Raw genomic sequence first — 14,408 nt, 5'->3', positions numbered from 1 at the left:
ATGAAAATATTCAACAACAAAAAAGACCTAAAAGACTGTATTTTAGAGTATAAACTCAATAAAAAAACAATAGGTTTTGTACCAACTATGGGCGCTTTACACCAAGGTCATTTGTCTCTAATACAAAAAGCAAAGAAAAAAAATGACATTGTTGTAGTAAGTATTTTTGTAAATCCTACACAGTTTGACAATAAAGAAGATTTAGAGAAATATCCAAAAACATTAGAAAACGATTGTAAACTTTTAGAGTCTGTTGCTTGTAATGTTTTATTTACGCCTTCTGTTGATGAAATTTATGCCGATAAAATTATCTCAGAAAAATTTAGTTTCGACGGATTAGAACACCAAATGGAAGGAAAATTTAGAGATGGTCATTTTGATGGTGTTGGTACAATTGTAAAAACTTTATTTGAAATTGTAACACCTAACAAAGCCTACTTTGGCGAAAAAGACTTTCAGCAATTACAAATTATAAAAAAGATGGTGCAAAAGCATCAGCTTGATGTAAAAATAAAAGGCTGCCCAATTTTTAGAGAAGATGATGGTTTAGCAATGAGTTCTAGAAATACTAGACTAACAAAAGAACATCGAGAAATTGCACCGTTTATTTATAAAACGCTTAAAAAAGTTAAGAAAAATTTTGGCACAAAAAGTGTAATAGAATTAAACGAATGGGTAGAAAATCAATTTAAAAATCAACCTTTATTAAAGTTAGAGTATTTTACAATTGCAGAAGAAAAAACTTTAGAAACTGCAGAAACTAAAATCGATAATAAAAAATACAGAGCCTTTATTGCTGTATTTGCAGGAGAAATAAGATTGATAGATAACATTCGATTAAAAAATAATAACTAAAAAAATAGTATTTTTGCCATATGTTAGTACAAGTAGTAAAATCTAAAATCCACCGTGTAAAAGTTACAGGTGCAGATTTAAATTATATAGGAAGCATTACCATAGATGAAGATTTAATGGATGCTGCAAACATTATCGAAGGAGAACGTGTTCAAATTGTTAATAATAATAACGGAGAACGTTTAGAAACGTATGCAATTCCAGGACCAAGAGGAAGCGGAGAAATTACACTAAACGGTGCAGCTGCAAGAAAAGTTGCCAAAGGAGATGTATTAATTTTAATTGTTTATGGTTTTATGGAACTAGAACAAGCAAAAACATTTAAACCATCTTTAGTTTTTCCTAACGAAAAAGACAATACACTTACTTAGTTTTGAACATAAAGAAAATTTTAAAAACTATATTACCTCTCGCTTTGGGAGGTTTTTTAGTTTGGTATTCTATCTCAGAAATATCAATAAAAACCTTAGCTACCTACTTTAAAGAAGCAAATTATAGTTTTATTTTTCTAGGTTTATTTTTTGGTATTTTAAGCCACTTATCTAGAGCATATCGCTGGAAATTTATGTTAGAACCATTAGGCTTTAAACCTAAATTTACTAACAGTGTTTTAGCTGTTTTGGTTGGCTATTTGGTAAATTTAGCATTACCAAGAGCCGGTGAAATCTCTAGAGCAACTGTAATGGCAAACTACGAGAAAATTCCGTTCGAAAAAGGCTTCGGTACCATTGTCGCAGAAAGAATTGCAGATTTAATTATGATGCTTTCTATTGTTGCAATTACACTATTTGTTCAATTCGATTTTATTTACAACCTACTTACAAAAAACTTTAACCCAACAAAAATCATTATTGGTTTAGCAATTTTAATTATTGGTTTTTACATCTTTACATCATTTGTAAAAAAAGCAGAATCTGGTCTTTTATTAAAAATTAAAACTTTTGTTACCGGTTTAATAGAAGGCGTTACAAGTATTTTTAAAATGAAAAATAAATGGGCCTTTATTTTTCATACTATATTTATCTGGGTAATGTATGTTGCTATGTTTTGGGCAACAATACCTGCTATAGATGGCTTAGAAGTACCTTTTGGCGGAATTCTAATCGGTTTTATTGCTGGTGGTTTTTCAATTGCAGCAACAAATGGCGGTATTGGTTTATATCCAATTGCTGTTGCTAGCGCGTTAGCTTTATTTAATGTTGCCACAGAACCGGCAACAGCTTTCGGTTGGATTATGTGGACCGCGCAAACCGCAATGATTATTATTTTTGGTGGATTAGCATTTCTGTTTTTACCAATATATAATAAAAGTAAATAACTTTTTTGGGCGTTACCTAAAGGTCGCGCTTTACACTATATCTTTTTGCGAAAAGGCAAAAAGGATGCCGTTTCAATCGCTAACGCAACTATTTGGTTACTAATTACACAACTAAAATAGCTGTTATAAATTAATTTTACTTTGTAACTTTACTTGTTTAATACTTTTAATCAAAAAAATTAAATGCCTAAAACCAAAACAACTTTTTTCTGTCAAAACTGTGGCACACAACACGCAAAATGGGTTGGCCAATGTGGCGCTTGTAAAGAATGGAACACCATTGTAGAAGAAGTTATTCAAAAAGAAGAAAAACACGTTTGGAAACAATCTACAACTGCAAAACAAACAGTTAACAAACCTTTAAAAATTGCAGATATTGTTCTAAACCCAGAAGAAAGAGTAGTTACCAATAACAACGAGTTAGATACTGTTTTAGGTGGCGGATTGGTAAAAGGATCTGTAACACTTTTAGGCGGAGAACCTGGTATTGGTAAATCTACATTGCTACTGCAAGTTGCTTTAAATATTAGCCAAAAAGTATTGTATGTTTCTGGTGAAGAAAGTCAATCTCAAATAAAAATGAGAGCAGAAAGATTAGATGCAAAAAACTCTAATTGTCTAATTCTAACAGAAACAAGCACACAACAAATTTTTAAAAACATAGAAGAAACTATGCCCGATGTTTTGGTTATAGATTCTATACAAACATTACATACAAACTCTATAGAAGCATCTCCAGGTACAATTTCTCAAATAAGAGAAACCTCTGCAGAATTGATAAAGTTTGCAAAAGAAACCGCTACTCCTGTCTTATTAATTGGTCATATTAACAAAGAAGGAAACATTGCTGGACCAAAAATTTTAGAACACATGGTAGATGTTGTTTTACAATTTGAAGGAGACAGAAATCATACTTACAGAATATTAAGAAGTCAGAAAAATAGATTTGGTTCAACATCAGAACTAGGTATTTACGAAATGCTTTCTAACGGCTTAAGAGAAATCTCAAATCCGTCTGAAATACTAATTTCGAAAAAAGATGCAGATTTAAGCGGAACTGCAATTGCATCAACCTTAGAAGGAATTAGACCGTTAATGATAGAAATTCAGGCTTTAGTTTCTACAGCAGTTTATGGAACTCCGCAAAGATCTACCACCGGTTATAATTTAAAAAGATTACACATGATTTTGGCTGTTCTGGAAAAAAGAGCAGGTTTTAAATTAGGTGCAAAAGATGTTTTTTTAAATATTACTGGCGGAATAAATGTAGATGATCCTGCAATAGATTTGGCTGTTGTAGCAGCTATTTTATCGAGTAATCAAGACATAGCCATTAATCCAAACGTATGTTTTGCTGCAGAAGTTGGTTTGGCTGGAGAAATAAGACCGGTTTCTAAAATAGATCAAAGAATTACCGAAGCAGAAAAATTGGGTTATAAAACACTAGTTGCTTCTAAGTACAATAAAATTTCTTCTAAAAACCATTCTATAAGACTTGTTTTAGTTGGTAAAATAGAAGAAGCGTTTGCTACTTTATTTGCTTAATTCGAAATAATAACAAACACAAAAAAACCAAGCAAATTTGCTTGGTTTTTTTTATTAATTTATAAAATATAGTGTTTTACTTTTTGTTAACACTTTTAATATATTTATCTAAAGCCATCGTCATAGAAGGTGTTTCTGGAGACGGTGCTTCTATATCACATTTAAAACCAGCTTCTGTTACTGCTCTTACTGTAGAGTTTCCAAAGGCTGCAATTCTTGTGTTGTTTTGTTTAAAATCTGGAAAATTCTGTAATAAAGATTCTATACCAGAAGGACTGAAAAACACTAAAACATCGTAAAATACATTCTCTAAATCAGATAAATCACTTACAACTGTTCTATATAAATCTAAACGTTTCCATTTTACACCAATTTTATCTAATTCTTGTGGCACTAATGGCTTTAATTTATCAGAAGATGGTAATAAAAAGTTTTCTGTTTTATGTTTCTTAATTAACTTAATTAAATCAGGAAAAGTTCTGTTACCAACATAAATTTTACGTTTTCTGTAAACTACATACTTTTGTAAATAATAAGCAACTGCTTCAGATTGACAGAAATATTTCATATCATCTGGCACTTTAAAACGCATTTCTTCAGCAATTTTAAAGAAATAATCTACGGCATTTCTACTCGTTAAAATTATTGCAGAAAAATCTTTAAAGTCTATTTTTTGATTTCTAACTTCTTTAACAGGAATTCCTTCAACATGAATAAAAGATCTAAAATCAATCTTTACTTTTTGTTTATCAGACAAGTCAAAATATGGGGAAGTTTCTGTCTTAGGTGCAGGTTGCGATACTAATATCGTTTTCACTTTCATACGCTTTCGTTTTTTAAATTAAAGCATCAATTTAAACAGTGTTAATAACGGTGCTATTTCGAAGGCGCAAATGTACAAAATAAAATAAAACAACTCGCTAAAAATCAGGTTTTTGTTATTTCTAACAAGAAATATAAATCTAAAAACATATAAAAATAAAGAGAAATATATAAAATTCGTAGGATTTAAGGGGCTGAATTGAAATACAATATAACCAATTAATAGTATAAAACTTAAAGAATATTGGTAACTAAATTTTGAAACTATGTAATAACGCACATGTTTTTTCATTAAAAATAAACTAGCAATGGCATTTTCTAGCACTCTCTTAGCAGAAAAGTAACATAAAACAATCAAGAAAAACTTTAGAAAAGAACCAAAATTGTTTGCAAATGTTGCATGATTTTTCGAGACAATAAAATGTAAGGCCAAAGATAAAACTGTAATAAAAAAAAGAAAAATAAGACTGTAAAAAGAACTAAATATAGAAGTATCTTCTTCGGTTTCGTCCTCTACAAAACCTTTATTAAACATTGCAAACACATAGCCTCTAAGCTTTACAGAATCTATAATTTTTAATGCCGCTATCAACGAAAATAGAAACACCAAAACTATGGGAATCCAACTTGTATTTTCTGATATTTTTTCGACTGCTTGCACTTTCTTTCTTATAAGATATTAACACAAAATTAGTAATTAAAAAATGTATATTTGCATTCTTACCACATGAAATTTCATATATGTCAGATTGTCTTGTTATCATACCAACTTACAACGAAAAAGAGAACATAGAAGCCATTATTAGAGCGGTATTTAATCAAGAAAAAAAGTTTCATGTTTTAGTTGTAGACGACAACTCTCCAGATGGTACTTCTACAATTGTAACAAATTTAATTAAAGAATTTCCTAATCAACTTTTTATAGAAAACAGAAAAGGTAAAAATGGTTTAGGTACAGCTTATATTCATGGTTTTAAATGGGCATTGGCTAAAAAGTATGATTTTATCATCGAAATGGATGCCGATTTTTCTCACAATCCAAAAGATTTAGTTCGTTTATACAATGCATGTTTTACCAACCAAGGTAATGTTTCTGTAGGTTCTAGGTATGTAAACAACCAGGTAAACGTAGTAAATTGGGATATGAAAAGGCTTCTGCTTTCTTACTTTGCCTCAAAATACGTTCGTTTTATCACTAGAATTCCGGTTTTTGACACAACTGCAGGTTTTGTATGTTGGCAACGTAAAGTATTAGAAACTATAAATCTAGATAAAATTAAATTTGTTGGCTACGCTTTTCAAATAGAAATGAAATTTAAAGCATGGAAACACAAATTTAAAATCAAAGAAGTTTCTGTAATTTTTACTGATAGAGATTTAGGCGCTTCTAAAATGAGCGGAAACATAATTTCGGAAGCTCTTTTTGGTGTTATAAAAATGAGACTTAAAGGTTTACCAAAATAAATTACAATGAATCAAGTTTCTATAAGACCTGCAAATTTAAACGACTTACAAATCTTATTAGAATTTGAACAAGGTGTTATTAAAGCAGAAAGACCTTTAGATCCTTTTTTAGCAGAAGGTAAATTATTTTACTACAATATTCCAGAATTAATTTCTGATAAAAACACACAATTATTGGTAGCTACAATAAATAATATTCCTGTAGCATCTGGTTATGTAAGATTAGAAAAATCAAAAGTATATCATAAAAATTCTACACACGGTTATATTGGTTTTATATTTGTAAAAGAAAAATATAGAGGTCAAAAAATAAGTAGTCTACTTTTGACAGATTTAAAAAAATGGGCAAAAGAAAATAACACTAACGAATTAAGGTTAGATGTTTACAGTAATAATACAGCAGCAATAAAAGCATACGAACGTTTTGGTTTTACCAAAAGTTTGGTTAATATGAGAACAGAAATATAAGTAAAAATGGCAAAATCAACATTAATAAAAAATGCAACAATAGTTAACGAAAACAAAACTTTTAAAGGTGATGTTTTAATTGAAAATGAAATTATAAAAGAAATTTCTACAGAAATTAAAGCTCCTGAAAATGTTACCGTTATTAATGCTGATGGCAAATATTTAATTCCTGGTTTTATTGATGATCAAGTACATTTTAGAGAACCTGGTCTAACACACAAAGCAAATATTGCTACAGAAAGTAGGGCTGCAGTTGCTGGCGGAATTACAACTTTTATAGAAATGCCAAACACCGTACCGCAGGCAACAACACAAGAATTATTAGAAGACAAATTTAAAATTGCTGCCAACGATTCTTATGCAAATTATTCTTTTATGTTTGGTGGCACAAACGATAATTTAGACGAATTGTTAAAAACCAATCCTAAACAAGTTGCCGGAATTAAATTGTTTTTAGGTTCTTCTACCGGAAATATGTTGGTAGATAACGAGGCTGTTTTAGAAAAGATTTTTTCATCAACAAAAATGATTATTTCTGTACATTGTGAAGACGAGGCAACTATCAGAAAAAACACACAAGAATATAAAGATAAATATGGCGATGATATTCCTGTAAAATATCATCCAATTATTAGAAGTGAAGAAGCTTGCTATTTATCTTCATCTAAAGCCATAGAATTAGCAAAGAAAACAGGTGCTAGATTGCATATTTTTCATCTTTCTACTGCTAAAGAAACCGAACTTTTTAGAAACGACATTCCTTTAGAAGAAAAGCAAATTACAGCAGAAGTTTGTATTCATCATTTATGGTTTTCTGATAAAGATTACGAAGAAAAAGGAACACACATAAAATGGAATCCGGCTGTAAAAACAGAAAACGACAGACAAGGTTTATGGAAAGCTTTGTTAGACGACAGAATTGATGTTCTAGCAACAGACCATGCACCACATACATTAGAAGAAAAAGATAATGTTTATACAAAAGCACCAAGTGGTGGCCCTTTAGTGCAACATGCTGTTTCTGCAATTCTAGAAAAAGTAAAAGAAGGTGTAATTTCTATTGAAAAAGCAGTAGAAAAAATGAGCCACAATCCTGCTAAATTATTTCAAATTGAAAAAAGAGGGTTTATAAAAGAAGGTTTTTATGCCGATTTAGTTTTAATCGATGCAAATAAACCGCAAACTGTTTCTAAAGAAAACATTTTATACAAATGTGGTTGGTCTCCTTTTGAAGGTACAACTTTTTCATCTACAATTACACATACGTTTGTAAATGGTAATTTAATGTATAATGAAGGTGCTTTTAATGATACTATTAAAGGAAAACGAATTACTTTTAATAGATAAGCATGAAAAACGCTAGCTATATTCTTATATTTTTAGTTTTAGTTTCTTGTAATAGTAATACTATTTTCGAGAAACCTAAAGATCTTATTCCTAGAGACACTATGAGTCTTTTATTACAAGAAATGATGATTGCCACAAGTGCAAAATTCATTAAAAATAAAAATTCAGAAAAAAACATCAATTATATGCCGCTTGTTTACAACAAGTTTAAAATTGATAGTACTCGTTTTGATAAAAGCAATTATTATTACATGTCTAAAATCGATTTGTATCAAAAAATATTAGAAGATGCAGTAGAAAATATCGAAGCTAGAAATACTCTTTTTAAAGATCTTAAAACAAAACTAGACTCTATAAGAAAAGATTCTTTAGACAGAATTAGAGACAAGCAAAAAAGATTAGACAGCTTAAAATTAGTAGGTAAGTTAGACACTTTAGCAAGAGGCAAAGTACTAGACGAAATTATTACGCGAGAATAAATTTTATTTGGGGTAATTTTTAGCAACATTTTTAATTATCTCATCTACTTTATCAAAGTTAAAATTTAGTAATCTATTTATTTTTTCTGATGAATATTTAGAAACTTCGTGTGCAGATTTTGCTGAGTATTTACTTAATAAAGGTTCTTTTTTTGTGAAAAACGATAGGAAAGATGCAAATCGCCAAAGTAAACTTGTTTGCCATCTTTTTATTTTAATTGATGGTCTTTTTTTACCAAAAGCATCTGCAATTAAAAAGAAAACCTCTTTGTAAGTTTTATTTTCTGACACCAATATAAAACGTTCATTTTTAATATTAGAATCCATTAAAAACATCATTGTTTTTACAACATCTTTTACACCAATAAACCCTGTAATACCTTCTGTATAATATTTAAATCCGTTATAAACTTGGCTAAATAATTTACCAGAACCAGCAAACCAAAATCCGCTTCCTAAAATTACTCCCGGATTTACAATAACAACCTCTACACCTTCTTGGCTTGCTCGCCAAACTTCCATTTCTGCGCCAAACTTAGTAATCGAATAACCGCTATTGTCTTCTTCTTTATTCCATTCGTTTTCTTCTGTAATTAATTGTCCGTTTAACGCATCACCTACAGAAGCAATAGAACCCACAAAACACATTTTTTTAACCTTAGCATCTATTGCAAGGTTTACAATTATAGCTGTACCATGTATATTAACTTTTCTCATTTCTCTATAATCTTTCGGATTAAAAGAAATAAACGCAGCACAATGGTAAACTTTTTCGATGTTTTTAAATGCAGGTATCATTGCCGGAACCTCTGTAATATCTGCCTTGAACCAATCTATTTTAGTAATTAAAGAAGTGTCATCTGTATAATAAGAAAAAACTTTTTCTACAGCTTTAATTTTTTCTTCAGATCTATAAATTGCACGTATTTTTTTATCATTTTTAATTAAATGATATAACAAATGTGCACCAACTAAACCTGTTCCTCCGGTTACTAAAATCATACTGCTAATTTAGTATATTTTGTTCGATAAAGTTATATTTGCTAACTGATAAACAGAATACAATGAAGAATTTTATTGAAGAATTAAAATGGAGAGGAATGTTGCACGACAGCATGCCAGGAACTGAAGAACATTTACTAGAAGAAATGAGAAGTGCTTATGTTGGTTTTGATCCAACCGCAGATTCTTTACATATTGGTAATTTAGTACCAATTATGTTGCTTGCTCATTATCAAAGATGTGGACACAGACCTATTGCTTTGGTTGGTGGTGCAACTGGTATGATTGGAGATCCTTCAGGAAAATCTGCAGAACGTAATTTGTTAGATGAAAAAACATTGCGTCATAATCAAGAATGTGTAAAAGGACAATTAGGCCATTTTTTAGATTTTGAATCTGATGCAAAAAATGCTGCAATCTTGGTGAATAACTATGATTGGATGAAAGATATTTCTTTCTTAGATTTTATTAGAGATATTGGTAAGCATATTACTGTTAACTACATGATGGCTAAAGATTCTGTGAAAAACAGAATTAGTTCTGAGTCTAAAGACGGAATGTCTTTTACAGAGTTTACTTATCAAATGGTACAAGGTTATGATTTCTTGCATTTGTTTAGAGAAAACGCAACTACTATTCAAATGGGTGGTTCTGATCAGTGGGGAAATATTACTACAGGTACAGAATTAATTAGAAGAATTGGTAACGGAAAAGGATATGCAATTACATGTCCGTTAATTACAAAATCTGATGGTTCTAAATTCGGAAAATCTGAAGGTGGAAATGTATGGTTAGATTCTAAAAGAACTTCTGCTTATAAATTTTACCAATATTGGTTAAATACTTCTGATGAAGATGCAGAAAAGTATATTAAAATCTTTACTTTTTTAGATGAAGAAACAATTAATTCTTTAATTGAAGAACACAAAGAAGCGCCTCATGTACGTGTTTTACAAAAACGTTTAGGAGAAGAAGTTACCACCTTAGTTCACGGAAAAGAAAATTATGAAAAAGCAATTGCTGCTTCTAATATCTTATTCGGAAAATCGAATGCAGATGATTTAAAATCTTTAGACGAACAAACGTTTTTAGATGTTTTTGATGGTGTACCACAAGCAACTGTTTCTGCAGAAGATGTTTCAGAAGGATTAGATATGATTGGTGCTTTATCTGCAAAAACAAACTTCTTAAAATCTAACGGAGACGCAAGAAGAGCTTTAAAAGAAAATGCAATTTCTGTAAATAAAGAAAAGGTTAAAGAAGACTTTACAATTTCTAAAGAAGACTTAATTGCAAATAAATATGTTTTATTACAAAGAGGTAAAAAAACGTACTATTTACTAAAAGTAGATTAGTTATTACTTAAAAAACAAAGAAGAGCTGAATTTATGATTCAGCTCTTCTTTTTTCAACAACATTCACAATCTCCCCCAAGACTGCTTTCGACTATCACTTATTTTTTAGTTATTTTTTCCCAGTTTTTATCAGCTTTTATTTTAAGTGCATCAGCACCTTCCTTCTTCCATAATTTTAACGTATTTGTTCCCCAAGAATTATAAAATAAGTATAGTTTTTTATCTCTAATTTCAAAAGTTTCTGGGTCTATAGAGACTTTTTCGGCTTTAACACCAATAGCGTATGCACAGTAACCACCATATTGCGGCAAGTAATTTTCTGGTGCATTTTTAAACGTATCTAAATTTTCTTGAGATGAAAACTTAAACTTTACTCCGTCGTAATTTGCTGTATATTTTTTATCTCCTTTTTCTGCTTTATTACTAAAATAAGCTACAACATCATAACCTTCTACAACATATCCTTTTTTTAAATTATAATCTTGTGCAAAAATAGTTGTAGAAAAAGCAAGTACTAAAACTGTTATTAAATTTCTCATCGAATTGGTTTCTATACTAAGTCGAGATAGTTTGTTTTTAATTACATTAAAGATTTGTTAAATAAATTATCTAAAACTTATTTTTCTTTAATCAGTTCGGTTAAAACTTGCTTAAAAGTAGTAATAGGTTGCGCACCTGTAACTGCACTTTTTCTATCAAAAACAATTGTTGGTACAGAATTTACACCTAAGTTTTTCCAATAATTTTGTTTATTTCTAACTTCTAACCTAGCTTTTTCATCATCTAATTTAGCCAATCCTTCATCAGCATTTAAACCAACCTCTAAAAGCGCTTCTTTTAATATTTCTTTTTCTGAAACATCTTTTCTATCACTAAAAAAGGCTTTCGTTAAAGTCATTTTTAACTCGGTTTGTTTATCAAAATCTTTGGCATATTCTAATAAAACATGAGCATCAAAAGTGTTTACCATTTTCATATCATCAAAATAATCAAACTTAAACCCTAAATCTGCGCCTATTTCTGTCATGTTGCGTTTAGATTCATTTTGTTGCTCTATTGTAGAACCGTATTTTTCTGTTATATGTTCTACTACATTCTGACCTTCTTTTGGCATATTCGGATTTAACTCAAATGGTTGCCATTCTATTTCTATTTGATCTTTAACACCTAATTCTTCAATTGCTTTTTCTAATCGTTTATAGCCAATTGTGCACCAAGGGCAAACTACGTCTGATACAATATCTATTTTTAATTTATTTGTCATTTCCTAAAATGTTATTAATTTACTTATTTGAAGTTCTCCTTCTACATTAGTGTAATTTTTTACATCTTCTGCAAACATTTTTGCATGCGGACCAAAAGATTCTTTAAAGCTTGCAATACTATCGAATTTTAAATGTGCAATTGCTACATAAGGCGCCTTTTCTTCAGGATTTCTTCCTGCTAACCCCAAGTCTAATTCAACACCTTTTAAAGCGTTTCCTAAAGCTTTAATTACCATTGGTAAATGCGAATTTTTATAATATGTTGCATCAAAACGAACATCATTTACATTTGGATACATTACTGATACTTTAATCATTTTTACTATTTTTTAAAAAGAAACCTTCTGCAAAGATACAGAAGGTTTACAGTTATAATTTTACACTAAAAAATTAGAGTTTACTTTTTTGACCAAGCAAATTTTTCGAAAGCTGCATCTACAGGTGTATTTGCAATATGGTTTGTATAGTTACTAATTGTCTTTTGAGATAAACCTAAAATAATATCTAAAACATGTTTCTCTTGATAACCTGCTGCATAAAAAGCATCTAAATCTGCTTGAGTAACATTACCTCTGTTTTTTACAATTGCTAAAGTCATTGTACGTAATGCTTCTAATTTAGAACTTTCTAAAGGAGTTTCGTTACGCAATGCCTCTGTAATGTTTTCATCAACTTTCATCATATTGGCGATTCCTGTATGCGCTGGTACACAATAATGACATGAATGCTCTACATTAATTGCTTGCCAAACTACTGTAAGTTCTTCTTCGTTAAAAGATGATTGTGTAAATAACTCGTGTAACGTTTGGTAAGCCTGTAATATTTGAGGAGAACCCGCTAAAACGCCATGTAAACCAGGTATCATTCCGTATGCTTTTTGAGAGTTTTCTAATAAAGGCTTTGCATCTGCAGGTGCAGATTCGATGTTGTGTATTTTTAATGTTGTCATAATTTTACTTTTATTTACATTTCTAAGCAATCGCTTAGTTTATGTTCAAAAAAAAACTAATTATTTAAAAAAGTCATTTCTATAATTTCTTCTAATTCTTTTGTGCTGTATACTTTAGATGCTATCGATAAACCTAAAAGACTATTCATAAGAAAATTTGCTTTCTTATCAATTAACACCTCTTCATAGTCGTTTTGTTTTAAACTTCTTACAAACAATTGTTTTATTTCATTCGAAAAAAACAATAACTCTTTCATTATTAAAGGGTTTTCTTCACTTTTTAATTCACTAACAGTATTTGTTACCAAACAACCCTTGTAGCATGCGTTTTCTTTAGAGAATTCTAAGAAATTAAAAAAATAGTCTTTAATATCTTTAATTCCGTTTTTACCATTTTCTAAAATGTCTGTAATCTGTCTAATTTGTTTTCGATAACATTTTATACTCTCTAAAAAAACACCTTGTTTATTACCAAAACTAGCATAAATAGAAAATTGATTAATTCCCATTTCTTTTTCTAACATTCTAACAGAGGTATTTTCATAGCCATTTCGCCAGAATAAAGCCATTGCTTTTTCTATAACTACTTGCTCGTTATATTGTTTTTTTCTTGCCATTTTAAATAATAGACCACAAAACTAAGCAAATGCTTTGATATAAAAAAATCTTTTATACTTTTGCAACACCTTTAATACCTTTTTATTATGAAAAACATTATCTATTTATGTCTTATAACACTAATTTTTATTTCTTGTAAAGAAGAAAAAAAAGCGACAGAGCCTAAGACAGAAACAATTAAAATTGAAAAAAATTCAGCTTTAAAATATCCGAAGAATTTATTAGATATTTTTGATGCTCATGGAGGTATAGAAAACTGGCAAAAAATGAAGTCTCTTGTTTTTACAATGGAAACTAAAAACGGAGATGAAGTAATAGCAACCAATTTAAAAAGCAGAGAAGCTTTATTAACAAACAAAAATAGTACAATTGGTTTTGACGGATCTAAAGTATGGTTAGAAAATAAGTCAAAAGAAAAATACAAAGGATATAATCCTATTTATGGCTATAATTTGATGTTTTATTTTTATGCGATGCCTTTTATTTTAGCTGATGATGGTATTAATTATAAAGATGCAGAGCCTTTAGTTTTTGAAGGAAAAACCTACCCAGGAATTGAAATAACTTATAATAGTGGTGTTGGTGAAACACCAGAAGACAGATATGTTTTATATTATAATGCAACAACTTTTAATATGGAGTGGCTTGGTTATACTGTTAATTTTGTTGAAGGAATCGACAAAAAAGAATTACATTTTAGAAGATATAAAGATTGGCAAAATGTAAATGGCTTAATACTACCAAAATCTATTATTGGCTATACTTTTAAAAATGATAAACCAATTAAACCAAAAGAAACCAACGTATTTAAAGATGTAAAACTATCTGAAAAAGCATTTGATTTAAAAATGTTTAAAAAAACCGAAAACGGTAACTATTTAAATTAAAATAGAAACCGCATAGATAAAAATCTATGCGGTT

The 14,408-nt window shown here is 29.6% G+C and carries 18 protein-coding genes; 10 read left to right on the top strand and 8 right to left on the bottom strand.

The window, feature by feature from the left end:
- The 4 genes from panC (at window position 1) to radA (ending at window position 3,718) form a co-directional block, all read left to right on the top strand.
- Entirely contained in the window at window positions 1-855 is an 855-nt protein-coding gene (gene panC / locus BXQ17_RS11375; RefSeq protein ID WP_077810768.1) for a pantoate--beta-alanine ligase, read from the top strand.
- A 20-nt stretch (window positions 856-875) separates the two neighbouring features.
- On the top strand, window positions 876-1,226 hold the full coding sequence (gene panD, locus BXQ17_RS11370) for an aspartate 1-decarboxylase (protein WP_077810767.1): 351 nt from the start codon (window positions 876-878) through the stop codon (window positions 1,224-1,226).
- Between the two features lie 2 nt (window positions 1,227-1,228).
- Window positions 1,229-2,173: a lysylphosphatidylglycerol synthase transmembrane domain-containing protein gene (locus BXQ17_RS11365; RefSeq protein ID WP_077810766.1), complete on the top strand. Its 945-nt coding sequence runs from the start codon at window positions 1,229-1,231 to the stop codon at window positions 2,171-2,173.
- A gap of 183 nt (window positions 2,174-2,356) precedes the next feature.
- Window positions 2,357-3,718 (top strand): DNA repair protein RadA, encoded by a 1,362-nt coding sequence (gene radA, locus BXQ17_RS11360; protein ID WP_077810765.1) that lies wholly within the window; start codon window positions 2,357-2,359, stop codon window positions 3,716-3,718.
- 76 nt (window positions 3,719-3,794) lie between these two features.
- On the opposite strand, the gene BXQ17_RS11355 is transcribed toward radA, so the two are convergent.
- Together BXQ17_RS11355 and BXQ17_RS11350 are read right to left on the bottom strand one after the other, a co-directional pair.
- Window positions 3,795-4,541 (bottom strand): uroporphyrinogen-III synthase, encoded by a 747-nt coding sequence (locus BXQ17_RS11355; protein WP_077810764.1) that lies wholly within the window; start codon window positions 4,539-4,541, stop codon window positions 3,795-3,797.
- A gap of 18 nt (window positions 4,542-4,559) precedes the next feature.
- A complete protein-coding gene (locus BXQ17_RS11350) occupies window positions 4,560-5,147 on the bottom strand; it encodes a DUF4271 domain-containing protein (RefSeq protein ID WP_254712423.1) in 588 nt (195 codons plus the stop codon).
- Window positions 5,148-5,281: 134 nt separating this feature from the next.
- Between BXQ17_RS11350 and BXQ17_RS11345 the strand changes: the two genes are divergently transcribed.
- Genes BXQ17_RS11345 through BXQ17_RS11330 form a run of 4 tightly spaced genes read left to right on the top strand, consistent with a single transcriptional unit; the run spans window position 5,282 to window position 8,298 of the window.
- Complete coding sequence (locus BXQ17_RS11345; protein ID WP_077810762.1) at window positions 5,282-6,004, top strand: polyprenol monophosphomannose synthase; 723 nt, start codon at window positions 5,282-5,284, stop codon at window positions 6,002-6,004.
- A gap of 6 nt (window positions 6,005-6,010) precedes the next feature.
- Window positions 6,011-6,472, top strand: a complete 462-nt coding sequence (locus tag BXQ17_RS11340; RefSeq protein ID WP_077810761.1) for a GNAT family N-acetyltransferase — start codon at window positions 6,011-6,013, stop codon at window positions 6,470-6,472.
- A gap of 6 nt (window positions 6,473-6,478) precedes the next feature.
- On the top strand, window positions 6,479-7,819 hold the full coding sequence (locus BXQ17_RS11335) for a dihydroorotase (RefSeq protein WP_077810760.1): 1,341 nt from the start codon (window positions 6,479-6,481) through the stop codon (window positions 7,817-7,819).
- A gap of 2 nt (window positions 7,820-7,821) precedes the next feature.
- The gene (locus tag BXQ17_RS11330; protein WP_077810759.1) at window positions 7,822-8,298 is read left to right on the top strand and encodes a DUF4296 domain-containing protein; all 477 of its coding nucleotides are present in this window, start codon (window positions 7,822-7,824) and stop codon (window positions 8,296-8,298) included.
- 3 nt (window positions 8,299-8,301) lie between these two features.
- On the opposite strand, the gene BXQ17_RS11325 is transcribed toward BXQ17_RS11330, so the two are convergent.
- Complete coding sequence (locus tag BXQ17_RS11325; RefSeq protein WP_077810758.1) at window positions 8,302-9,300, bottom strand: SDR family oxidoreductase; 999 nt, start codon at window positions 9,298-9,300, stop codon at window positions 8,302-8,304.
- Window positions 9,301-9,362: 62 nt separating this feature from the next.
- Here BXQ17_RS11325 and tyrS point away from each other — a divergent pair, with 62 nt between their 5' ends.
- A complete protein-coding gene (gene tyrS, locus BXQ17_RS11320) occupies window positions 9,363-10,655 on the top strand; it encodes a tyrosine--tRNA ligase (RefSeq protein WP_077810757.1) in 1,293 nt (430 codons plus the stop codon).
- A gap of 98 nt (window positions 10,656-10,753) precedes the next feature.
- On the opposite strand, the gene BXQ17_RS11315 is transcribed toward tyrS, so the two are convergent.
- The 5 genes from BXQ17_RS11315 to BXQ17_RS11295 all read right to left on the bottom strand — a co-directional run bounded on the left by BXQ17_RS11315 (window position 10,754) and on the right by BXQ17_RS11295 (window position 13,486).
- A complete protein-coding gene (locus BXQ17_RS11315; RefSeq protein ID WP_077810756.1) occupies window positions 10,754-11,194 on the bottom strand; it encodes a YHS domain-containing (seleno)protein in 441 nt (146 codons plus the stop codon).
- A 77-nt stretch (window positions 11,195-11,271) separates the two neighbouring features.
- Complete coding sequence (locus tag BXQ17_RS11310) at window positions 11,272-11,919, bottom strand: DsbA family oxidoreductase (protein ID WP_077810755.1); 648 nt, start codon at window positions 11,917-11,919, stop codon at window positions 11,272-11,274.
- 3 nt (window positions 11,920-11,922) lie between these two features.
- Window positions 11,923-12,237: an EthD family reductase gene (locus tag BXQ17_RS11305; protein WP_077810754.1), complete on the bottom strand. Its 315-nt coding sequence runs from the start codon at window positions 12,235-12,237 to the stop codon at window positions 11,923-11,925.
- A gap of 80 nt (window positions 12,238-12,317) precedes the next feature.
- Window positions 12,318-12,869, bottom strand: coding sequence for a carboxymuconolactone decarboxylase family protein (locus BXQ17_RS11300; RefSeq protein ID WP_077810753.1), 552 nt, complete (start codon window positions 12,867-12,869; stop codon window positions 12,318-12,320).
- A gap of 56 nt (window positions 12,870-12,925) precedes the next feature.
- Window positions 12,926-13,486 (bottom strand): TetR/AcrR family transcriptional regulator, encoded by a 561-nt coding sequence (locus BXQ17_RS11295; protein ID WP_077810752.1) that lies wholly within the window; start codon window positions 13,484-13,486, stop codon window positions 12,926-12,928.
- 87 nt (window positions 13,487-13,573) lie between these two features.
- Between BXQ17_RS11295 and BXQ17_RS11290 the strand changes: the two genes are divergently transcribed.
- Window positions 13,574-14,374, top strand: coding sequence for a DUF6503 family protein (locus BXQ17_RS11290; RefSeq protein ID WP_077810751.1), 801 nt, complete (start codon window positions 13,574-13,576; stop codon window positions 14,372-14,374).
- Window positions 14,375-14,408: the final 34 nt, after the last annotated feature.

The organism is Polaribacter sp. BM10, assembly GCF_002005425.1.
GTDB lineage: Bacteria > Bacteroidota > Bacteroidia > Flavobacteriales > Flavobacteriaceae > Polaribacter > Polaribacter marinaquae.
Note: the sequence above shows the minus strand (reverse complement) of the source record. Positions and strands in the feature narration are given on the sequence as shown.